The 21761-nt window shown below is 64.2% G+C and carries 19 protein-coding genes and 1 pseudogene; 17 read left to right on the top strand and 3 right to left on the bottom strand.

The genetic code is table 11. From position 1 onward, the window contains the following. Positions 1 to 3 precede the first annotated feature (3 nt). Positions 4 to 1557, bottom strand: a complete 1554-nt coding sequence (locus LDZ26_RS21375; RefSeq protein WP_244850640.1) for an MFS transporter — start codon at positions 1555 to 1557, stop codon at positions 4 to 6. Then, positions 1554 to 2060: a MerR family transcriptional regulator gene (locus tag LDZ26_RS21370; protein WP_244850638.1), complete on the bottom strand. Its 507-nt coding sequence runs from the start codon at positions 2058 to 2060 to the stop codon at positions 1554 to 1556. The genes LDZ26_RS21375 and LDZ26_RS21370 overlap by 4 nt, the downstream gene beginning before the upstream one ends. Positions 2061 to 2231: 171 nt before the next feature. Here LDZ26_RS21370 and pssA point away from each other — a divergent pair, with 171 nt between their 5' ends. From pssA to LDZ26_RS21295, 15 genes are all read left to right on the top strand, one after another. Then, entirely contained in the window at positions 2232 to 2840 is a 609-nt protein-coding gene (pssA, locus tag LDZ26_RS21365) for a CDP-diacylglycerol--serine O-phosphatidyltransferase (protein WP_244850636.1), read from the top strand. A gap of 175 nt (positions 2841 to 3015) precedes the next feature. Then, on the top strand, positions 3016 to 3930 hold the full coding sequence (locus LDZ26_RS21360) for a DUF3034 family protein (protein ID WP_244850634.1): 915 nt from the start codon (positions 3016 to 3018) through the stop codon (positions 3928 to 3930). Beyond that, entirely contained in the window at positions 3930 to 4370 is a 441-nt protein-coding gene (locus tag LDZ26_RS21355; RefSeq protein WP_244850632.1) for a group 1 truncated hemoglobin, read from the top strand. Before LDZ26_RS21360 ends, LDZ26_RS21355 begins: the two co-directional genes overlap by 1 nt. Beyond that, a complete protein-coding gene (locus tag LDZ26_RS21350) occupies positions 4367 to 4978 on the top strand; it encodes a methylamine utilization protein (RefSeq protein ID WP_244850623.1) in 612 nt (203 codons plus the stop codon). Before LDZ26_RS21355 ends, LDZ26_RS21350 begins: the two co-directional genes overlap by 4 nt. A 1-nt stretch (position 4979) precedes the next feature. Further along, positions 4980 to 7319, top strand: a complete 2340-nt coding sequence (locus LDZ26_RS21345) for a bifunctional diguanylate cyclase/phosphodiesterase (protein ID WP_244850621.1) — start codon at positions 4980 to 4982, stop codon at positions 7317 to 7319. A gap of 444 nt (positions 7320 to 7763) precedes the next feature. Then, entirely contained in the window at positions 7764 to 8441 is a 678-nt protein-coding gene (locus tag LDZ26_RS21340; RefSeq protein ID WP_244850620.1) for a response regulator transcription factor, read from the top strand. A gap of 125 nt (positions 8442 to 8566) precedes the next feature. Further along, a complete protein-coding gene (locus tag LDZ26_RS21335; protein ID WP_244850618.1) occupies positions 8567 to 9124 on the top strand; it encodes a response regulator transcription factor in 558 nt (185 codons plus the stop codon). A 340-nt stretch (positions 9125 to 9464) separates the two neighbouring features. Continuing rightward, positions 9465 to 10514, top strand: coding sequence for a filamentous hemagglutinin N-terminal domain-containing protein (locus LDZ26_RS25700; protein WP_370650739.1), 1050 nt, complete (start codon positions 9465 to 9467; stop codon positions 10512 to 10514). Beyond that, positions 10420 to 10692: a hypothetical protein gene (locus tag LDZ26_RS21325; RefSeq protein ID WP_244850611.1), complete on the top strand. Its 273-nt coding sequence runs from the start codon at positions 10420 to 10422 to the stop codon at positions 10690 to 10692. The genes LDZ26_RS25700 and LDZ26_RS21325 overlap by 95 nt, the downstream gene beginning before the upstream one ends. Before the next feature lie 259 nt (positions 10693 to 10951). Then, a complete protein-coding gene (locus LDZ26_RS21320; RefSeq protein WP_244850609.1) occupies positions 10952 to 12673 on the top strand; it encodes a ShlB/FhaC/HecB family hemolysin secretion/activation protein in 1722 nt (573 codons plus the stop codon). A gap of 66 nt (positions 12674 to 12739) precedes the next feature. After that, positions 12740 to 14617 carry a peptide transporter gene (locus LDZ26_RS21315; protein WP_244850603.1) on the top strand — a complete coding sequence of 626 codons (1878 nt, stop codon included), beginning with the start codon at positions 12740 to 12742 and terminating at the stop codon, positions 14615 to 14617. An 11-nt stretch (positions 14618 to 14628) separates the two neighbouring features. Beyond that, the gene (locus LDZ26_RS21310) at positions 14629 to 16398 is read left to right on the top strand and encodes a methyltransferase domain-containing protein (RefSeq protein ID WP_244850601.1); all 1770 of its coding nucleotides are present in this window, start codon (positions 14629 to 14631) and stop codon (positions 16396 to 16398) included. Continuing rightward, entirely contained in the window at positions 16395 to 16712 is a 318-nt protein-coding gene (locus LDZ26_RS21305; RefSeq protein ID WP_244850599.1) for a hypothetical protein, read from the top strand. The genes LDZ26_RS21310 and LDZ26_RS21305 overlap by 4 nt, the downstream gene beginning before the upstream one ends. A 435-nt stretch (positions 16713 to 17147) precedes the next feature. Continuing rightward, positions 17148 to 17576: a hypothetical protein gene (locus LDZ26_RS21300; RefSeq protein WP_244850598.1), complete on the top strand. Its 429-nt coding sequence runs from the start codon at positions 17148 to 17150 to the stop codon at positions 17574 to 17576. A 217-nt stretch (positions 17577 to 17793) separates the two neighbouring features. Further along, on the top strand, positions 17794 to 18459 hold the full coding sequence (locus tag LDZ26_RS21295; RefSeq protein WP_244850597.1) for a response regulator transcription factor: 666 nt from the start codon (positions 17794 to 17796) through the stop codon (positions 18457 to 18459). 122 nt (positions 18460 to 18581) lie between these two features. On the opposite strand, the gene LDZ26_RS21290 is transcribed toward LDZ26_RS21295, so the two are convergent. Then, positions 18582 to 19799: a hypothetical protein gene (locus LDZ26_RS21290; RefSeq protein ID WP_244850596.1), complete on the bottom strand. Its 1218-nt coding sequence runs from the start codon at positions 19797 to 19799 to the stop codon at positions 18582 to 18584. Between the two features lie 159 nt (positions 19800 to 19958). On the opposite strand from LDZ26_RS21290, the pseudogene LDZ26_RS25695 reads away from it, so the two are divergent. Together LDZ26_RS25695 and LDZ26_RS21280 are read left to right on the top strand one after the other, a co-directional pair. Then, positions 19959 to 20066: pseudogene (locus tag LDZ26_RS25695) on the top strand (histidine kinase dimerization/phospho-acceptor domain-containing protein); the annotation flags it as partial. A 208-nt stretch (positions 20067 to 20274) separates the two neighbouring features. Continuing rightward, the gene (locus tag LDZ26_RS21280) at positions 20275 to 21756 is read left to right on the top strand and encodes a response regulator (protein ID WP_370650758.1); all 1482 of its coding nucleotides are present in this window, start codon (positions 20275 to 20277) and stop codon (positions 21754 to 21756) included. The last annotated feature ends 5 nt before the right edge of the window (positions 21757 to 21761 follow it).

Raw genomic sequence — 21761 nt, 5'->3', positions numbered from 1 at the left:
GGATCAGTCGATCTGTTTTTGCCACACCGCGACCACGCTCGCGCAGAGCGCAACGCCGATCAGAAAGTAGAAGCCATCGAGCGAACTCAGAAAGCTCGCCTGTTGCGTGACGATGCGTCCCACTTCCGCGAGCGCCAGGCTCTTCGCCTGCGCCGCGCCGTAGCCGAGCGCCTCGAATCCGCCGGTCAATTTATCGTATGTGTTCTGGAACTGCGGATTGAACGCGCTCACCGATTCCGCGAGCCGCGACTCGTGCACGGCCATGCGATGCTGCTCCAGAATAATCATGGTCGCGGTCGAGAACGAATACGTCAGTTGCTTGACGATATTCTTGAAGCGGTAACCGTGGTTGAACTCCTCGATCGCGAAGAGGCGAAACGTCACGTTCGCCACCGGCAGCGCGATGAACAGCAGCAACAGGCCGCGCAGCACGAGCGGCGCGACGAGCCACTGCATGCTGACATCGGGCGGCATGCTCGACATCCACAAGCCGACGAACGCGGCCAGCAGAAAGCCCGGCACGATCATCCATTTCTTGTGCTTGATGCGTGCCGAGAGCCGGAAGTAGACGAACGCCATCACGACCGAGACCAGCGACGAAAGCCCGACGAGCCGCCCCGCGTTTTCCACCGGATAGCGCAGGCCGCCTTCGAGAAAGCGCGAGACGAGATAACTCATCGCGTTGCTGACGTAATAGAACGCGATGTACAGCGTGATGCCCGCGCGAAAAGACTTTTCCCGCAGCGCATGCAGCCGAAGCAGCGGCTGCGGATGATGCCACTGATGCCACGCGAACCAGCCGAGCGACAGCACGCCGGCGACCGTCAGCACGATGAGTTCGGGCGACGTGCTGAAGAGCTCGAAGCGCACTTGCTGCATCACGATCTGCAACGCGCCCTGCGCGAACGCGAAGATGATGTACGGCCAGAAGTGCGCCTCGCCGCGCTGCTCGCGCTCCACGTGGCCGGTATGCGGAACCGCGAGCAGCGCGAACACGCCCATCGCGACGCCGCCCGCCGCGCCGCATGCGAAGAGCGCGCGCCAGCCGAGCCACGCGACGAAATAGCCGCCGATCAGCGGCGCGAGCCCGCTGCCGAGCAGAATCATGAGCAGGAAATAACGCACGGCAGTCGCTCGCCGTCGCGGCGCGATCTGCGTCTGGATGAGGATGCGGCACGCGCTCATCATCGGGCCGATGAAGTAGCCCTGAAATCCACGCGCGAACGCCAGTTCCAGCGACGATTCCGACGCGGCCGCCGCCACCGCGCCCGCCGCGAACAGCAGCAGGCATCCGCCGACGTAGCGCCGGTAGCCGAGCCGCTCGATCCACCATTGCTGCTGGAGAATGCCGAGCACCGAGGCGACGGCATACGCGCTCGATGCCCACACGAGCTCGTCCGCCGATGCGTTGATGCCGCCTGCGATATAGCTCGTGAAGAAGGAGAAGACCGCGTTGTCGAAGTAGTCGAGGCCGGTGGCGAGCGCGACGGCCCACGGGAAGGCGTCGTCGAGGAGGCGCGACGCGAACGAGCTTCGCGCGAGCGGCACGGCGGTCATTCGTCTGCGTCCTCGCTGCCCTGGGCTTTGCGCCGCTGCCGCGCGGCCAGCCGTTCCTGAAAGAGCGTTTCCTGCTTTTCCCCAGCGATGCGCCGCCGGATGTAGTCGAGGTCGTCGCTCAGTTCGGCGCGCACGGCCTGCGCCTCTTTCAGCTCGCGCCGGACCCCGGCGATGCGCGCGTCGAGCGCGTCCACCTGCTGCGCGAGCGCCGCTTCAATCTCGCGCAGCGATTCGCTGGAATAGCCTTTGCGTCCGTCGCCGATGGGCTCGACCGGCCGCTTCAGCAATTCGACGATGCCTTGCAGCGAAAAGCCAAGCGCGCGCAGCCGCAAGATGCGCGCGAACCGTTCGAGGTCCTGCTCGCTGTAGAGCCGGTAGCGCCCAACGCTGCGGCTCGGCGCGACGAGGCCGCGTTCCTCGTAGTACTTGAGCGTGCGAGGCGTGACGTTCAGACGCTCGGCGGCGTCGCGAATGGTGAGCAGCGCGGGTTTGCTGGAAGACATGGCGGCGAGCGCCCGTAATGGTGACTTGCCGCGAGTATAGCGCAAACCTGTACGTTCACGTTCAAGTTTGCTCCGGCCCGTCCGAAAGAGGGCGCGATGATAGACTTGACCCGACTCCGAGGCTCTCAGCACGCGACGCAAATGACCGACACACAGCAAAGACAAAAAGGCATGAAACGTTTTTCGATGATCCGGGATTTCCACCTGGCCGACTGGTTCACGCTGGGCAACGCGATCTGCGGCACGGGCGCGCTCTTCTCGACGATGAGCTATATCGACGACGCGGAGGTCTTCCATATCTATCTTGCGTGCGCGCTGGTGTTCGCGGCGCTCGTGTTCGACGTGCTCGACGGCCGCATCGCGCGCTGGCGTCAGAAGGCGTCGCTGCTCGGCAAGGAACTGGATTCGCTCGCGGACGTGATCTCGTTCGGCGTCGCGCCCGCCATCATCGGCTATGGGTTCGGCATGCGCGGCCTGTACGACCGCGTGGTGCTGGCGTACTTCGTCGCCTGCGGCGTGTCGCGGCTCGCGCGCTACAACGTGACCACGGAGGAAATGTCGGCCGGCACCGGCAAGGTCACGCATTTCGAGGGCACGCCTATCCCGACATCGTTCGCCATCGTGCTGATGCTCGCGGTGGCCGCGTGGTTCGGCGCGCTCGGGCCGCACATGTGGTTCGGCGAATGGCGCATTGCGGGCTTCACGCTGCATCCGCTCGTGCTCGTCTACGCGCTCTCCGGCTCGCTCATGATCAGCCGTATCCGGATTCCGAAGCCCTAGCCTCGCGGCGCGTCCATCAAGTTTCGCCCAGCACTGCCGTTTACACGTGGATGAAAGGCGCCCCCGCACGGGTGAGCGCCGCCCAGACGCCGAGGCTCGCCGCGCTTTTGCACGCGGCATTCCCCGCGCGGCAGACGGGATTCTGACGAACCCGTCTCACGATCTCATCCACGCAATGCCATTCATCCGCAAGACTGCGGGCCTCGCCTGCGCCATCGCGTGCGCCGGCCTCGGAACCTTTTCGACCTTAGCGCGCGCCGAAGACTCGCCCGACGTCCCCGCCGTGCCGCTCACGGGCGGCAAGCTGCTGCTGACAGGCGGCGTATCGCAAGTCGAAGGCGCGGCCGGCGGCGGCCTCGCGCCGTGGGCCGTCATCGGCGGCTACGGCACCGCGCGCCAGCTCGGCGCGAACGTTCACGGCACGTATCTGCACACGCAGGACTACGCGCTCGGCACGTGGGGGCTGACGGTCGGCGTAGCGAACCGCGTGGAACTGTCGCTCGCGCGCCAGCGGTTCGACACGCGCGAAGCCGGCGCGAAGCTCGGCCTGGGCGAGAACTACACGTTCAATCAGAACATCTTCGGCGTAAAAGTGCGCCTCGTCGGCGACGCCGTGCTCGATCAGGACACGTGGCTGCCGCAGATCGCGGCCGGCGTGCAGTTCAAGCACAACGAAGAGGGCGGCGTGCTGAAGGCGATCGGCGCGGCGAGCAATTCAGGAACGGACTTCTATCTCTCGGCGACCAAGCTGCTGCTCGCGCAAAGCCTGCTGCTCAACGGCACGCTGCGCTTCACCAAGGCCAATCAGTTCGGCTTGCTGGGCTTCGGCGGCGACAAGTCGAATGCGTATCACGCGGAATTCGAATCGTCGGTGGCGTATCTGCTGACGAAGAACGTGGCCATTGGCGGCGAATATCGCATGAAGCCGAACAATCTCTCGTTCGCGCGGGAGCAGGACGCGTACGACGCGTTCATCGCGTGGGCGCCGAACAAGCACATCTCCCTCACGGCGGCGTATGTCGCGCTCGGCGATATCGCGACGATCAGGAATCAGCGCGGGCCGTACGTGTCCTTGCAGGCGGGGTTCTGATGAAAACGATGATGACCCTTCGCCATGCCGCGCTCGCCGTCTGCGCGTTCGCCGCTCTGAGTAACACCGCTCACGCCGCCGACGACACGCTGTATCGCCAGTTCGGGGAGCAGGCCGGACTCACACGAATCGTCGACGATCTGTACGACAACGTGCTCGCCGATCCGCGCACCGCGCCTTACTTCGAGAACGCGCCCATCAAGCGCATCAAGACCAAGCTCGTCGAGCAGTTCTGCGTGCTGCTGGGCGGCCCGTGCGAATACACCGGCCGTCCGATGCGGCGCACGCACGAAGGCCAGAACATCGACCGCGCCGCGTTCGACGCGCTTGTCGAAGACTTGCAGGCCGCGATGGACAAGAACGGCGTGCCGTTTCGCGCGCAGAACAAGCTGCTCGCGAAACTGGCGCCCATGTACCGCGACGTACAGGACCGCGAATGACACTCCGCCTCGTTATCTCTTCCCTGCTGCCGGCGATGGCGCTCTTCGCGGCCTGCGCGCACGCGGCGAGCGTTCGCGTGCAAGTCGTCGATCAGGCGGGCGCGCCCGTGCCGGACGCCATCGTGTACGCGGTGCCTGCGAGCGGCAAGCTGCCCGCGACGAAGCCGGCCAGCGCCGTGATCGATCAGGTGAAGCGCCGCTTCGTGCCGCTCGTGTCCGTGGTGCAGACGGGCGCATCGGTCACGTTTCCGAACAAGGACAACATCGAGCACGACGTCTATTCGTTCTCGCCTGCCAAGCGCTTCGAATTGAACCTGTACCACGGCATTCCGGGCGCGCCGGTCGTGTTCGACAAACCCGGCCTCGTCGTGATGGGCTGCAATATTCACGATGCGATGGTCGCGTATCTGCTGATCGTCGATACGCCGTATTTCGCGAAGACCGACGCGAAAGGCGCAGCCACCATCGACAATCTGCCCGCCGATGCGTACAAGCTGACCGCGTGGCATTTCCGCCTAAGCGATCCGAACGCGCAGCCCACGCAGAAGTTGAGCGCGGCGTCCGACGCGACGGCGAAGTTCTCGCTGCAACTGAAGGCCGCCGAATAGCATGCGCCTGCACAGTCTGCGGGCGCGCATCGCGCTGGTGTTCGTGTTGCTCATGCTCGTCGCGCAGGCGGCAGCGTACGTCGTCATCAATTCGGTGATTCTGAAGAACGCGCACCGGAACGCCGAGGAGCAGTTGTCGGTGGCCGAGCGCGTCTTCGGGCAAGTGCTGCGCGGCAACAGCCAGCAGTTGACGCAGGCGGCGAGCGTCGCGGCGTCCGACTTCGGTTTTCGCGAGGCGGTCGCCACGCATGACAGCAAGACGGTCGCTTCCGCGCTGCAGAATCACGGCGACCGCATTCACGCCGATATCGTGATGCTCGTCGATCTCGACGGCACGCTCGTTGCCGACAGCGGCGGCGCGGCGCATGAGGGCGCGGCGTTCCCGTTTCCGCATCTCATCAAGACGGTGGCGCAAAAGGGCGATGCGTCGTCCTTCGGCATGATCGGCGGCAAGGCGTATCAGCTCGTCGCGGTGCCGGTGAAGGCGCCGATCGTCATCGCGTGGGTCGTGATGGGCTTCGCTATCGACGACGCCCTTGCCCGCGAGATGAGTTCGCTGACATCGCTCGATGTGTCCTTCCTCACCGTCGACATGCGCGGCACCTGGGGCGTGCTTGCAAGCTCGCTGCCCGAAGCGGCGCGGGCGGGCCTCAAGAATCAGGCGCAACTCGCCGAGGATGGCTACGCGACGCGCGTGCTTCATCTGCATTCTGAAGGCCAGACCGTCGCGGTGTTGCTGGAGCGTTCGCTCAGTGAGGCACTCGCGCCGTTTCATCGGCTTCAGTCCGCGCTCGTGCTCATCACGATACTGGGCGTGATCGTCTCGATTGCGGGCAGTATGCTGACCGCGCGCTCGGTCACGCGTCCGCTCGCGGCGCTCGCGCAGTTCTCGCGGCGCGTCGGCCACGGCGATTACAGCGCGCCGATCGAGGTGCGCCATCAGGACGAAATCGGCGAACTGGCGAGCGCGTTCAATCAGATGCAGGAAGGCATTGTCGAGCGCGAGCGGCGCATCACCGAACTCGCCTACATGGACCGTCTCACCGGGCTGCCGAATCGCGCGCTCTTCAACGACCGGCTGCAAGAGGCGATCGAGGCGGCGCGCGCGGAAGGCCGCGCGTTGTCCGTGATGATGATGGACCTCGACCGCTTCAAGCTGGTGAACGACACGCTCGGGCATCCGATCGGCGACATGCTGCTCTGCGAAGTCGCCAAGCGCCTGCGCGCCACGTTGCAGCGTCCGGAGGATACCGTCGCGCGTCTGGGCGGCGACGAGTTCGCCGTGCTCTTGCCCGCCGACGATCTGCCGGCGGCGCGCGTAATTGCCGCGCGCATGCTGCGGGCGCTCGAAGAGCCGATCATGATCGAAGGGCAGCTTGTCGATGTGGGCGCGAGCATCGGCATTGTCGCGTTCCCGGACAACGGCAGCGACATGAACGTGCTCTTGCGCCGCGCCGATATCGCGATGTACGTGGCCAAGCGCGCGAACCTCGGCCATGCGCTCTACGACGAGCGGCACGACGAGAACAGCGCCGAACGCCTATCGCTGATGAGCGAACTGCGGCAGGCTGTCGAGCACGATCAGCTTACGCTCTACTATCAGCCGAAGATCGATCTGGCGACGCATCGCGTGAAATATGTCGAGGCGCTCGTGCGTTGGGACCACCCGACGCGCGGTTTCATCGCGCCGGACCAGTTCATTCCGTTCGCCGAGCAGACCGGCTATATCAAGACCGTGTCCCGCTGGGTCGCGGACAAGGCGATCGCGCAGTGCGCGGCATGGCGGGCGCAAGGTATCGAGCTGGCCGTGTCCGTGAACGTGTCCGCGCGCGAACTGATCCAGTCGACGCTGCCGGAGACGTTCCAGAGCCTGCTCGACCGGCATGGCGTCGCGGCGCAATGGATTCGCATCGAGATTACCGAAAGCGCGATCATGGACGACCCGAACCACGCCATCGAGACGCTCGACCGGCTGCATGCGCTCGGCGTGTGTCTGTCAATCGACGACTTCGGCACGGGGTATTCGTCGCTCACGTATCTGAAGCGCATGCCGGTGGACGAACTGAAGATCGACAAGTCGTTCGTCATGAACATGACGCATCAGAAGGACGACGAGACCATCGTGCGATCGACCATCGACCTCGGGCATAACATGGGGCTGAAGGTCGTGGCCGAAGGCGTCGAAAACGAAGCGACGATGCAGCGCCTGCGCGCGCTCGGCTGCGATCTTGCGCAAGGCTTTCACCTGAGCCGGCCGCTGCCGCCCGCGAAGCTCGTCGACTGGCTCGAAGGCTGGCGCGTGCAAAGCGGCATCGAAAGCGAACCGTCGCTGCCTGCTTGAAGCGCATCCGTGACATGCCCGCATAACGATGAACAAGCATCGGGCGTGACACTCTCGATTGTTTAGAACTCGCTCTATGGACAGCGGGCTTCGCATCTGTCATTGCATTCGCACGCGCGCTTTGTGCAATGCCGGGCGCATCACGCGCCATGACGCCTGCAAGCACGCGAGAACGCGCCCCTTGTCGCCGCGATTAAGGGGACAGGGTTTTCGACATCGTTCTATATGAGCAGGATTCGCGCGCCTTTATCGTTCGATGCAAGTCACGACAACATGGATGTACAGATAACGTCGGTACAAAGACGCTTTCACCGTATCGCCGTGACGACCTCGCAGCGCGCGCTTCGCGTGGCTGCGATGCTCGCCGAGCAATCGGGCTAACGGTTGAAACCTGCGCGAGCCAGTTGATGGAGAGGCCTCACCCGGCCTGTCGGGAGATTTGGGATGGGAAAGACAAAAATCGCCGTCGTCGACGATCATCCGCTCGTGCTGTACGGACTTCAGAAGACGCTGGAGGGCGCGGACTTCGATGTATCCGGCGCGGTCACGAGTCCGACGCAACTGTTGAAGCTATTGCGCGACGCGCCCTGCGATGTCGTCGTCACCGACTATTCGATGCCGGGCGATCAGGCGCTCGACGGTTGGCGTTTTCTCGCCTCCGTGTCGAGCCAGTTTCCGGACACGCGCGTGCTCGTCTATACGGAATTCGACGACCCATTCCTCGTCGGCAGTCTGGTGCAGCGGGGTGTCGCCGGCATCGTGAGCAAGCGTGACGAGATGCACGAAGTGCTGGCCGCGGCGCGCAGTCTCGCGCGAGGCGAACGCTATCTGTCGCCCATTGCCAGCGCGTCGCTGGAGCGCTTTTCCGCGCTGCCGCATTACAAGCGCTTCATGGCGCTCACGCGTCGTCAGATGGAAGTGACGGGTCTCATGCTGTGCGGTCTGACGGTCTGCGAGACGGCGCGTCTGCTTCACCGGCGCGTCAACACCATCAGCGCGCAGCGCACGGAAGCATGCAGACGGCTCGGCTTTTCGGGCGAGTCGGAGATGTACCGCTTCGCGGTCGGGCATGGCTTGTGGCTGGATCGCTCGAACGCGGACAGCGAGCTTCGCCCCGCGTGATGCAAAACAAGCGCATCAGCGTCGCGATTGTCGACGATCACCCACTTGTCTTGTGCGGATTGCGTAGAGCACTCTAAGACGCAGGTATCGACGTCATTGAATCGGTTAGTAGTCCGTCGGACCTGATGGGGATTCTCGAACGCAGTCGGTGCGATGTCGTCGTCACCGACTATTCCATGCCCACGGGCGGCGCGCTCGACGGCTGGCGCTATCTATCCTCCGTTTCGGCCCGATATCCGCGCTTGCCCGTTCTCGTGTACAGCGAATTCGACGATCCCTTTCTCATTGGCACCCTCGCTCAGCGTGATGCCGCGGGCATCGTGAGCAAACGCGAAGAAATGTCCGCGGTGGTGAATGCGGTGCGCGAACTTGCGATGGGCCGCCACTATCGCTCGCCCGTGGCGGTATGCGCGCTCGCGCAGTTCAACGCCGAGCCGGACCTGCGGCGCTTCGCATCGCTAACGAAGTGGCAATTGGAAGTCACCGGTTTGATGTTGTGCGGCATGGGCGTCGTGGAGACGGCCCGGCTGTTCAGGCTCGGCAAGAGCACCATCAGCGCGCGACGCGCGAAAGCGTGCGAGCAGCTCGGCTTCACGCGCGAAGCGGAGTTGCATCGCTTTGCGGTGGACCGCGGTCTGTCGCTGGACCGCTCCGGCGCGGCGCGCGTCGCCGACTGCTTGTAGCGCGCGCGGCTGCCGGCCATGGAACGTGAGCCGGTGGCACCCACTGTCGCAAGGCCGTTAGGAACTTTCCTCTTTTTGCGGCCGCTGCGTGCTTCTTCGGTCCGCCGCGCCGTTCTGGCCCGCGCGACGCGGGCCGCGCCCCTTGCTGGCCGGTTGTTCCCCGGCCGAGATTCGAAGTTCTTCTATATGGCGCGAGGCCGCCGATTCCTACCATTCGCATTGAGGATTCGGCAGTGGAGTCTCGGCCTTCGAAGTGCGTGAACTGATTGGCATCAAAGTGATGAGCTGAATCAGTGCAGGTCGAGGCTAGCCAACACACGTCGCAGGTGACGTCGAATCCATGCCTCCAAGGCGCGCATTCATCCGGTGGTCATCCACTGATGCGCATTGGACCGCCGTTGACCCGTCAACGCGGAACGCTTCATCTCTCTCATTAATCTCTGTCTCTCTTATGAACAAGAATCGGTTTCGTCGCGTCTTTAGCAAACGACTCGGCATGTTGGTGGCGGTAGCGGAAGATGTCGTCAGTCAAGGCAAGGCCCCGGGCGAAGGCACGGCGTCGCAAGCGGCATCGAATGAAGGTGCATTCGGCGTCGTCTCGGCGATGACTGCGTTTGCCGCTGCCATCTTGGCGACGCAGCCCGGCGTGAGTTTCGCGCAAGCGTTGCCGACGGGCGGCCAGGTCACGGCAGGCCAGGCGAGCATCTCGCAGAATGCCAACACGATGACCATCAATCAGGGCACGCAGCGCGCCGTGATCGACTGGAACTCGTTCAACGTCGGCGCCGGCAACACGGTGCAGTTCAATCAGCCGAACGCGCAGTCGCAGGCGCTTAACCGCGTAACGAGCGGCGGCGCATCGAATATTCAAGGCTCGCTGCTCGCCAACGGTCAGGTGTTGATCCAGACCGCCAACGGCGTGCTGTTCGGCAAAGGCGCGATCGTCAACGTCGGCTCGCTGCTCGCGACGACCAAATCCATCGACGCGAATCAGTTCATGGCGGGCGGCCCGCTCCAATTGAGCTCGACGGGCACGAACGCGAGCGTCGAGAACGACGGCGCGATTCAGGCGCAAGGTTATGTGACGCTGGTGGGCGATCAGGTCCGCGATACCGGCTCGATCAACACGGCGCAAGGCGGACAACTCGACGAACGGTACGGGCACCTGGATCGAGCCGAACGCGACGATCAACACGACCGACAACGGCACGACCAACATCTCGGGTACGGTGTGGGCGGGGCTCGTCGGTGTATGCAAGACCGGCCGCGAAGTCCACGAGCATATCGACGAGGGCATGTTCCGCCGTCTCGGCTTCCCCGAATGGATGGTCGCGAAAACCAACGACGAGTACCGGGCCGCGGCGCTGCGTCTGATCGAAAACGCCGATGAGCGCACCGAACTCGCCGCGAAGCTGGCAGGACCGCAGGCCATCGAGAAGCTGATTTTCAAGGGCCGCCCGGAGATTCTCGGCGAACGCATGCAGGCGCTCTGGCAAGAGCAACTGCCGGCTGCGAAGAGTAGCAAGAGCAAGTCGAAGAAAGCGGAAGCTGTCGAAGCAATGGCGTAAGCGTCCGACACGTTCGCAGGCTTCATGTTCGAAGAGCCCGGCCATGCGCCGGGCTCTTCGCATGTGCGCTACGTGCTCGCGCGCCGGATACGACGCGCGCGTTGAAACGCTGCGTTTCTTGCTTGCCTGAAGGCACTTTAGAACTTGTTCTATTCGGATAGAGCATTCGAATCCTTAACCTTTGATCTGAGAACGCTACGCGGACAAAGGTCGATGAACCAGGCGCGACGTTTACTGGTTCACTGCAAGGATACGAGCAATGTTGAAGATGAACGAGATCGCGGCAGCCGTGCGCCGCATGGTGTGTGTCGGATCGGTAGTGCTGGTCGGCGTGGCGGGCACAGAACGCGTAATGGCGTCCGAAGTCACGGATGCGGAAGCGGTCGTGCAGAAGTCGATGCCCGCAGCAAGCGATGCAGTCGCCAGCGCGAGCCGCGCGAGCGTGCAAGTGATCCCGGCGGAAGGCCCGGATGCGCTCGTCGTCAAGCAAATGCTCGACGCGGACATGAAGAAGCTCGGCGATGTGCCGCAGTCGCTGAAGGAAGTGAATCGCTGGTCGGACGTGCTCACGACGGCGCTGCGTCAAGGCGGCTTTCCGCTCGGTCAGGTGCTGATGACGGATGCCGACTGGCGCGCGGCGCAGAAGGGCGGCCAGTCGCAATTCACGGTGTTTCCCGGACGTATTCGCAAGATCGTCGTGAACAACAAGTCGCGCGTGGCGGATGCGCGGTTGCAGCGGCTCATCACGCATGCGCTGTGCGGCAGCGAAGGGGTGAACGGCGTGTGCGTCTTGCGCACGTCGCGGCTCGAACGCGCCACGCAATTGTTGCAGGACCTGCCCGGCGTCGCGCTCGACGGCGCGCCGCGTTTCTCGCCGGGCGCAGCCACCGGAGAAGTCGACGTCACGTTCAACATCGCGCAGCAAGGCAAGCCCGTGCGCGCCGATCTGATTCTCGACAACAAGGGCGTCGAGTCGACCGGAACGTATCGCATGGGCGTGACCGCATCGGCGAACAATCTGTTCCATGCCGGCGACGCGTATGCGTTCACCGTCACCAGCACGGACAAGAAGATGTGGACGGGCTCGCTCACCGGCAGCGCGCCGATCTTCGACGACGGTCTGCGCATGACCGGCGGCGTGTCGCGTCAGCAGTACTTCATCAACGCGGGAACGCCTGTGAAGGGCGTGGCGACGACCGCTCAGGCAGGCGTGCAGTACCCGTTCGCGCGCGGACTCGACGCCAACGTGTGGGGCGGAGCATCGCTCTTGCACAGTCAGACATCGACGGACCTCACGGACTACCACGCGATCACGCACAGCAAGCTCGATTCGATCCAGCTCTCACTGACGGCGGACAACGGCGAGCGCGCCCGGGCGCTGCGCACGAATCTCGCCGCCGGGCAGATTGCGCTCACGCTCGGGCATCAACGCAACGACGACCCGTCCGATCCCGTCACGCAGCGTTCCGGCAACTACGCGAAGCTCAGCAGCAACGCGTTCGGCACGTATGCGCTGTCGAAAAGCGGCAACCTGTTCGTCTCGGGCCGCGTGTCCGCTCAACTCGCAAGCCGCAATCTCGACGCGAGCGAGAAGCTCTCGCTCGGCGGTCCGGATGCCGTGCGCGCCTATCGCGCCGACGAAGGCTCGGCCGATGAAGGCGTGGTGGCGAGCGTGGGCCTCTATCAACGCTTTCCGGTGGCGACGGGCCATCAGCTTCAAGTCGGCCTCTTCAACGATTTCGCTTACGGACGCGTGAACCATTCGCCGTGGGACCACTGGGAAAACACGTATCCGGGCGTGACCGGCGTCACGAATAACCGCGTGCTCGCGGGCTACGGCGTGAGCGTGGACTGGCTCACGCCGATCGGCGCGACGGTGTCCGCATCCGTATCGAGACCGTATCGCTTCTCCGAAAGCTCTTGGGTGGAGCCCGGCAAGAAGCCCACGCAGTACTGGCTCTCCGTCACCTGGAGCCACTGATCTCGTGGCTCGCCTGCGGCTTCGTTATGCCGCCTCGTTCCGCCGTCACTAACCGGAAACAGAATCATGCAATTCAGCATCAACAAATTCGAGTACCTTTGCTATCGTCGCGACAAGGAAGCCGCCGTCCGCGAACTGCTGAAGCTGCTCGCAAGAATCGACGTGAACTACGGACTCCTGATGGATGTCGATAGCTGGGCGCAGTCCGGCGAAGCGTCGAACATCATGGACGACCATTTGCTCACGCGCATCACGTCCGCCATCACGGCGCTGATGAGCGACCCGGACTTTCGCCTGTCGGAAAACGGCATCCGTCAGGCGCAGCTGTTCCAACGCTGGATCGCGGGGCTCTTCGCCGGGAGCCCGTTTCGCAACGCAGACCATATTCTCCGCTCGCTCGGTCTCGATGAAGAAGCGCGTCACTCCGTGCAGCTGCGCGCCGGCGACATGCGAAAGTTTCAATTGTTCTATACGCCCGAGTCCGAAGTGCGCCTCGACTGGGACGTACTCTGGAATCACGACAAGGTCGCAACCGCGAGCCTCGCGACGACCATCATGTCGTCGCGCTTTCTCGGCACGCCTGCCGCGCATCAGAAGCGCGAAATGCTGCTGCGCTGGCTGCCGGACAAGCTCGACCAGATCGAGAGCATCGACGCGCTGCCGGTCGGCGTGCTGCACGACGCGTACATGCATTGCAGCTATGCGGACCTGCCGGGCAAGCACGACATCAAGAAGCCGATCAATACGCTGATTCGCCGCAAGCTCGCGAGCCTCGGCCTGCACGATGTGAAGCGTGGCGCGCAACCGGCAAAGAAAGGCGAGAAGCCCGTGCTGCTCGTGGTGCTCGAATGGTTCTCGAAGAATCACTCGATCTATCGCACGCATTCGCAGACCATGGTCGCCATGCGCGACAAGTTCCATCTGATCGGCATGGGTTACGAAGGCCGCGTGGACGAAGCGGGCCGCGAGGTTTTCGACGAGTTCATCACGCTCGAAGGCGCGACCGTGTGGGACCACGTGCGCCAGGTGCGCGAGGTGAGCGAAGCGCGTTGCGCGCAGGCCATGTACATGCCGAGCGTCGGCATGTTCCCGATCACCATGGCGCTTGCGTGCTTGCGCGTCGCGCCGCTGCAGATGATGGCGCTCGGTCATCCCGCCACCACGCACGGCCATGCGATGGACTACGTGGTCGTGGAAGAAGACTATGTCGGCGACGAGGCCTGCTTCAGCGAGAAGCTGCTCAAGCTGCCGTCGGACGGCATGCCGTATCGTCCGCCCGCGGCCATGCTCGAACTCGATTTGCCCAAACGCAAGCGCCTCAAGGCCGATCCCGTCAAGATCGCGGTCGCGGGCACGACCGTGAAGCTCAACCCGGGCTTCCTGCACATGTGTGCGCAGATCGCCAGCGAAGCGCCGGTGCCCGTCGAGTTCCACTTCCTCGTCGGACAGGCGACGGGCCTCGTGTTCCCGCAGGTGCGCAACCTCGTGCGCCGCCTGATGGGCGACAAAGCCGTGGTCCACAAGCATCAGGACTATGCGAACTACATGAAGGTGATCGCCGGCTGCGACATGTTCCTGAATCCGTTCCCGTTCGGCAATACGAACGGCATCGTGGATACCGTGTGGGCGGGTCTCGTCGGTGTCTGCAAGACCGGGCGCGAAGTGCACGAGCACATCGACGAAGGCATGTTCCGCCGCCTGGGTTTCCCCGACTGGATGATCGCCAAGACCACCGACGAGTACAAGGCGGCGGCGCTGCGCCTCATCGCAAACGAAAGCGAACGGCGCGATCTTGCGCGCACGCTTGCGGGCAAGAAGGCCATCGAAAAGCTCATTTTCAAGGGGCGGCCGCAAATTTTGGGCGAGCGCATTCAAGCGCTCTTGAAGGACTTGTGCGCCGCTGAAGTGAAGGGTGCGGCGACTGCGGCTGTCGTCGCTAAGTGAGTGAGGCAATCATGAAGGAAACCAGCAAAGCAAGCCTGCGCCGTTCGCATGAAACGGCTTTCGCGCAGCACTATTTCGTGGGCGACGGCCTCGATATCGGCGTGACGGATGATCCTCTCGCATCGCACGCTCACGTTTTTCCGCGCATGGGCAAGGTCACGCCGTGGCCAGCGGACAAGGGCGATCTTTCGTCGATGGACGGCGCAGCCGACGCCGCCTTCGATTTCGTTCACGCGAGCCACGTGCTCGCCCGCCAGAACAATCCGCACAAGGCGCTCGCGCGATGGCTCGACCTCGTGAAGCCGGGCGGCCATGTCGTCGTGACCGTGCCGGACGAAGATCTCTACGGCAAAGGCGTTTGGCCGAGCCGCTTCAACGGCGCGCATAAGGCGAGCTTCACCATCTGCAAGGCGGAGAAGACGCTGCCGCGCTCGGTGAGCGTGCTGGAAATGGTGCAGGCCATGGCGCCCGTGGCGGAGTGCGAGCGCATTGCGCTGGTGCGCGACAACTTCGACGCCGCGCGGCCCGACGCCGACCAGACCGCCGACAGCTACGCCGAGTGCGTGATCGAGATCGTGCTGCGCAAGCGCGCGGTGCAGACGGCGCACGAGATGAAGCAGGCGATGGAAAACGCGCGCAACGCAGCGGACGCCATTGCCGCGGCGCAGGCGGCGGTGCGTCAGTATCCGTACCGCTTCGACGTCTACCATCGCGCGATGATGCATTTGCTGCGCTGGGACGCGGGCAAGTTCGCCGACGCCATGTGGAAGCAATGCGTCGAGCGGCTGCCCGGCGAGCATCTGCCGCGTCTTTACGAGGCGTTGCATCTGATCGCGCGCGGCAAGCTAACCGAGGGCTTCGCGCTGCGCGAGAAGCTCATGGCGCCGCTCGGATGGCAGCGCCGCACGACCATGCAGCCCCCGCGCGACGTGCCCGAGTGGAAGGGCGAATCTCTGTCGGGAAAGACCATCGCCATCTGGAGCGAGTTCGGTCTCGGCGACGAGATCTTCTTCCTGCGCTTCGCGAAGATTTTCCGCGAGCAGTGCGGCGCGGAGCGTGTGGTCGTCGTGTGTCAGGCGCCGCTCGTCGAACTGTACGAGGCCTCGCTCGGCTCCGATGACGTCGTGAACGTGCAGCACGCGGCGAACATGTCGGGCATCGATTACTGGGTGTTCCCGCATGCAATCCCGGCTCACCTGCCGCTCCAGCTGGACGCGCTGCCTGCGACGGTGCCTTACTTGCGCGCGCCAGCGTCCGTGCCGTCGAAGCTGCCCGATGTCGCGCCCGGCAAGCTGAAGGTCGGCGTTGTCTTCAGGGGCAATCCGACGCACGAAAACGACGGCCACCGTTCGCTGCCGTCGCTCGCGGTGCTGAACGATCTCTTCGCGATGGAAGGCATCGAGTTCTTCAGCCTGCAAAAAGGCGCCGGCGCGGACGAAGTGGCGCGGTACGCCACGGAGCGCGCCAATTTCCACGACGTCGGCGCGCGTCTGAACACGATGGCCGAAACAGCCAGCGCAATCGCGGCTCTGGATCTCGTGCTGACCGTGGATACGTCCGTTGCGCACGTCGCGGGCGCGATGGGCAAACCGGTGTGGCTGTTGCTGCCGTCCTATGGCGATTGGCGCTGGCATTACACGCGCGAAGACAGCCCGTGGTATCCGACCATGCGCCTGTTCCGCCGCCGCTTCGGTGGCGACTGGGCGGAAGTGGTCGCGCGCGTCGGCGGGCACTTGCGGTATCAATTGGCGGCGAAGGCATCGGCTGCAGGCTCGCAATGAGACGCCCCTCGCTGCGCGCTGTGTTCCTGAGCTTCGCAGGCAACTTCGTGCTTGCATGCGGTGTGCTGCTCTGCACCGAGGCGCTCCTGCGCGGCGGCTGCGGCGCGTGCGCCCCGCCGCAGCGCACGCTCGCCGGCATAGCGGCGGCGACGTGCATCGTGTTCGCGCGGCCCGCGTTGCGCGGCGAGCGCAGTCACCGGAGCGGCTCGCTGATCCCGCCGCAGTCCGCCATCGACGCGCTCTTTATCGGCCGTCTGATGGGACTCGCGCTCGGTGTGATGACGCGCCTGTGGCTTGCCGCGTTGTCTCGCTAAGCGCCGCGCCGATCCCATGAATCGAAATCCGTCTATATCGGGTCGTGCCTCGCACGCGTGAAAATGTAAGCGACCTGCGATGTCCGGGAAAGGTTGCCCGCGCTGCGATTCTTGCGCGTTCTGCCAGAAACGGAGCCATCGCGCCCGGACCACCGGTTCTTTTTCGACCCCGTTCGCCGCCTTATCCGGGCGGTTTTTCTTTGCTGAAAAGCGGCCCGGCGAGCGAACAGTGCGTGCATCGTCAGGGCGGACGTTATCGACATCTTTCGATATAACGCGCGACAACGTTTGACTAAAGTCATGGATTGATGCAACGGGGGTGGGACGCAAGCCGCGCATGCAGTGCGGCGATGGCGTCGGTTAAACGCAGACGCTTCGCATGGGCGAGGCGGTCGCCTCACCAGTCGCCAGCGGCATTCTTGGACAAGTGCTCTTATGTTCGTTTCAGATTCGATCTGCCAGGCCTTTCGCAAGTGTTGTGAAGCAGTGGGAATCGCATCGACGTTCCTCGTGCCCGCGTTCTTCGCGATGTCGTTCGTCATACTCGCCATGCTGTGCGTAGGTATGTCGGAGTCCGGAATAATTTTATCGCTCGCAGTCGTGTTCATTGCGGCGATGATCGTGATTACCGGCATGCTGTTAGCCGAGAGCCGCAAGTACAAGACGCGCGGGGCCTCGCAGGTCATGTCGATGCCGCTGCGCCGCCTGGCTTCCCCCGCGCGCCGGCCGGATGACCTGGCCCGTGCGAACGCCGAACGATGCGACGGCCGCAAGCCGCGTTGCAGCCTGTGCCGCAGCGGCGGCCGGCGCGTGCGGCTCGGCTGCCTCACCCCTGGAGCCAACTGTGAAGACAGGAATGAATAGCGTCCGTTCGGACCAGGCCGCGCTTGTGCGCGCTCAAGCGCCGTCCCTGGTCTTTCCATGCATTTCCCCGTATTCTAGAATCAGGTCAGGGCGCCTCTGCCCGCGGGGGAAACGTCGCGATGAAAAGGTCCGTTCGTCTGTTGCTTCAATGGCGCCAAGCAGCGCGCCGGTTTCGGTTTTCGAAGCAAACCTCCCAAACGCCGCTAACGGTGTGCTCATGAATGGGCCTCCGGGTCCTATTCGCGTGGTGCTGGCCGATGATCACCCCATCGTTCTTCTGGCCGTTTGCGATCAGTTCTCCAAGCTTCCCGGCTTCACGATCACGGCCACGGTGAACTCGGGCGCGGAGCTGGTCCGCGTGCTCGAGAAGGAGCCCGCCGATCTCGTCATTACCGATCTCGTGATGCAGGGCGACGAGGAAGTCGAGCTCGACGGCCTGCGCCTCGTGAGCAAGCTGCGCCGCTCGTATCCGGATATCCCGCTCGTCGTGCTGACCATGATGACGAGCGGCGGCATGTTCCACGAACTCTGCAAGCTGGGCGTCGCCGCCATCGTGAGCAAGGAAGAGCCTGCGAGTGAACTGGCGCAAATCAGCGTGCGGGCGCTCGCCACGAAGGAAACCATTCTCTCGCCGAAAATCCAGCACCGTCTCGCGCGCGAAGGTTCCACGACGAAGGACCTCGCCCGCGAACAGCCGCTTTCGCCGCGCGAGCTCGAAGTCGTGCGCCTCTTCGCGCAGGGGCTTTCGGTCACGGAAATCGCGCGCACGCTCAACCGCTCCGTGCCGACGGTCGCGACCCAGAAACGCTCCGCCATGCGCAAGCTGCATGTGGAGAACCATGTCGACCTCGTGAAATATGCGGCGAAGACAGGGTTGGCCTGATGGAGCGTTTTTTCGCCGCATCGCAGAATTCCCCTCTGCAAATGCTGCGGATGCTGGAAAGCAACCTGAAGCGCGAGCGGCGCATCTTCGCGATCGCCGTGGGTCTTCTGATCTTCGCCGCGTTATGCGGCGCGATGGCCACCGCTTTCTTCCTGCTGACCTCGACCTTGAAGACCGAGGGCGAGTACGCGCAGACGGCAATGCGGGGCGTCAATGTGAGCGTATTCAGCCGGTACAACATGCTGACGCCGGGAAGCCTGCTGCTCGAAGTAGGCGCCTCGCCGACCAATATGAGCGTGCCGGAACGTCCCGGCAAGCCGCCATGCGAGGCCTATCCACCGGGCGCGAATGACAAGGCGCTCGCCGCGGCGTGCGAGGTCGCGCATCAGACGATCCCCGAGGAGAGTACGCCGCCTATTCTGCAATACGCGAACTTCGAAGGTACGGCTTCGTATGGCTTCGGGTTCTTCGCGGGCACGGATAACAAGGTGGCGCCGCGCCAGAGACTCGCGGCGCTGACCGAGCTGACGAAGATCTTCATGAGCACGCGCGGCGTCGCGCCCCTCGACGCGGCGCGCGCCCGGCGTGTCATGTGGTTCCTCGCGCCGCCGTCGGTCGGATTCACGACGCCGACTGTCATCATGTTCATGGTGGTCGCACGGGACGGCGCGCCTTACGGTCTCGTGTTCACACGCATCACGTTGCACACGGCGCTGCGCGCCGCCACGCCGCCGTCGCTCGACTCGCAGATAGCGATCATGGATGCCGAACATCACGTGCTCGCGGGCGACGACACGCCCGAACTGCGATACATCAACGCGCGGCTCGAAGGAGCGCAACCGGGCGTGTTCCATTGGGTGGCCGGCTACGGCTGGGGCGCACGGCTCGACGTGCTGGCGCTCGGCATCGGGCATATCGTCGTCGCGCTTCCGCTCGTGACCGAACTTGTGGCGCAGCGCGTCCAGGTGTCGATTCTGCTGACCGTCACCGGGGCGCTCATCGCCATGCTGCTCGCGATGTATCGCTACTGGAATTTCCGCTTTCTGAGGCGTTCGTACGAACAGGCGTGCCGCGCGGTCGAAGGCGAGATACTGAACCATCTGCTCGTGCATGCGACGCCCGTGGGACTGTGCATCGCGCTGAAAGACGATCTGACTGTCATCGCGGCCAATCAGGTCGCACGCACGCTCTTCGATCTGACCGACGCCTCCATGCGCCTGCCCGCCGGACTGCGCGATGCGGTCCATGCGCACGGCATCGCGCCGGCGGAGGAAGGGCGCGATGCGGCGATACTTCAACTCGACTACACGCTCGACAAACCAGACAACGGCACGCTGCATCTGAAGGTGTCGTACGCGTCGGCAGTCCTAAATAAGACCGATGTGCTGTTCTGCGCGATCGCCGACATTACCGAGCACCGCGAAGTGGAGCGGCTGCTGCGCGAAGCGAAAGAAAGCAGCGACGCCGCCGCCAAAGCCAAGCTCAGCTTCTTCGCGTCGATGAGCCACGAGATCCGCACGCCGCTCTCATCGCTCGTCGGCAACCTCGAGTTGGTCGCGCTCGGGCCGCTCGCCGCCGAACAGGAAGCGCGCGTTCACGCGATGCAGGCATCGGCGAGCGCGCTTTTGCAAGTGGTCAACGATGTCCTCGACTTCTCGAAGATGGATATCGGCGAAATGCGGCTCTCGGAAGAATGGGGCTCCATACGCGCGCTCGTCGTGCGCGTGATGGCCGCGCACGCGCCGCTCGCCAATCGGCAGGGCTTGCGGCTCTTTGTCGTGATCGACCGGTCGTGTCCGGCGAAGCTGCTGTTCGATCCGATTCGCGTCTCGCAGATTCTCAACAACCTGCTCGGCAACGCGCTCAAATTCACGTACTCCGGCAAGATCGTGGTGCGCGCCCGATGGGCGCGACGACGCGCTCGAACTCAGCGTCGCGGATTCGGGCATCGGCATTCCGGCGTCGCAGCGCGAGCAGCTCTTTCAGCCGTTCATGCAGGGCGACGCGCACCGTCTCACGCAGGCGCGCGGAACAGGCCTCGGCTTGTCCATCTGCGTGCGGCTTTGCGAACTCATGAAAGGCCGCATCTCGCTCGACAGCACCGAAGGCGTCGGCACGCGCATTCAGGTGTCGCTGCCGCTTCTCGCCGACGCATCGGCAACGAGCGACGAGGCCGCCCTGCTCGACGGCAAGCCGGCCGTTCTGTGCCGCGCGAGCGAGTATCGCGAATGGTTCGAGAACCTCTACGACCCGGAGCGCAGTTCCGTCACCTACATGAATCACGCGGACCCGGCGCTCGCGGAAGGCTGCGAGTATCTGATCGCCACGGACGAGTTCACCGAGGAAGATATCAAGGCGGCGTGGAAGGACGGCACGCGCGTGATCCGCATGACGCAGGACGGCCCGCTCGTGCCCGTGCATTGGGGCGACGGCGTGCTCGAAGTGAGCATCTTCAGCCTCAAGGGATTCAGGGACGCGATCGCGACCATCAAGGGCCGGCAACGCGCGTCGCCGCATGCCGACGACGCGCTCGCGCTGCCGGCCGCGCGCAAGGCCGGGCCGACTGTCGTGATCGCGGAAGACAACCGGCTCAATCGCGGGCTCTTGCGCGATCAGTTGCTGACGCTCGGGGCATCCGTGCTGGAGGCCAAAGACGGCGAGGAAGCGCTCGATCTGTTGCGCAAGCATCGCGTGGATATCGTGCTGACCGACATGGACATGCCGAAGATGTCCGGCGCCGAACTGCTCGTCGCGGCGCGCGCGCTCGATCCCGCCATGCGCATCTACGCGATCAGCGCGAGCGCGAGCGCGCAGGATGTCGAGCGCGGGCGCGCGCGCGGCTTTACCGATTATCTGACCAAGCCGGTCCCGCTCGCGGTGCTGGCGGGCGTGCTGCAAACCGCAGGCGTCGATGCGGCAGGCGCCGCGCCCGAATCCGCTGCGCAGAGCGCGAACGAAGCGCCGGAGGACGACGACCTCCCGCCGCGCTTTCCGCCGATCCCCGCCGCGTACATGCCGGACCTCGCCGGACAGATCGACGAAGACATCGTCGCGCTCGACGACATCTGCAAGGAGAAGGACGCGCGCAGGCTGCGCCGCTGGGCGCATAAGCTCGCGGGCGGGCTCACGGTGCTCGGACCGTCCATGCTGTACGACCAGTGCCAGGAACTGCGCGCGTTGCTGCGTGAATCCGAAAGCTGGGTCGAAGACGTCGATACCTTCACCGCGCTCATTCGCCGCGACCTGATCGAACTGCGCGACATGCTGCATGCGGTGCTGGACCCGCATCCGAGATAGCGAGC

This window comes from Caballeronia sp. SL2Y3 (genome assembly GCF_022879575.1).
Classification (GTDB): Bacteria; Pseudomonadota; Gammaproteobacteria; order Burkholderiales; family Burkholderiaceae; genus Caballeronia.
The sequence above is the reverse complement of the archived record's forward strand: the minus strand, read 5'-3'. Positions and strand labels throughout refer to the sequence as shown.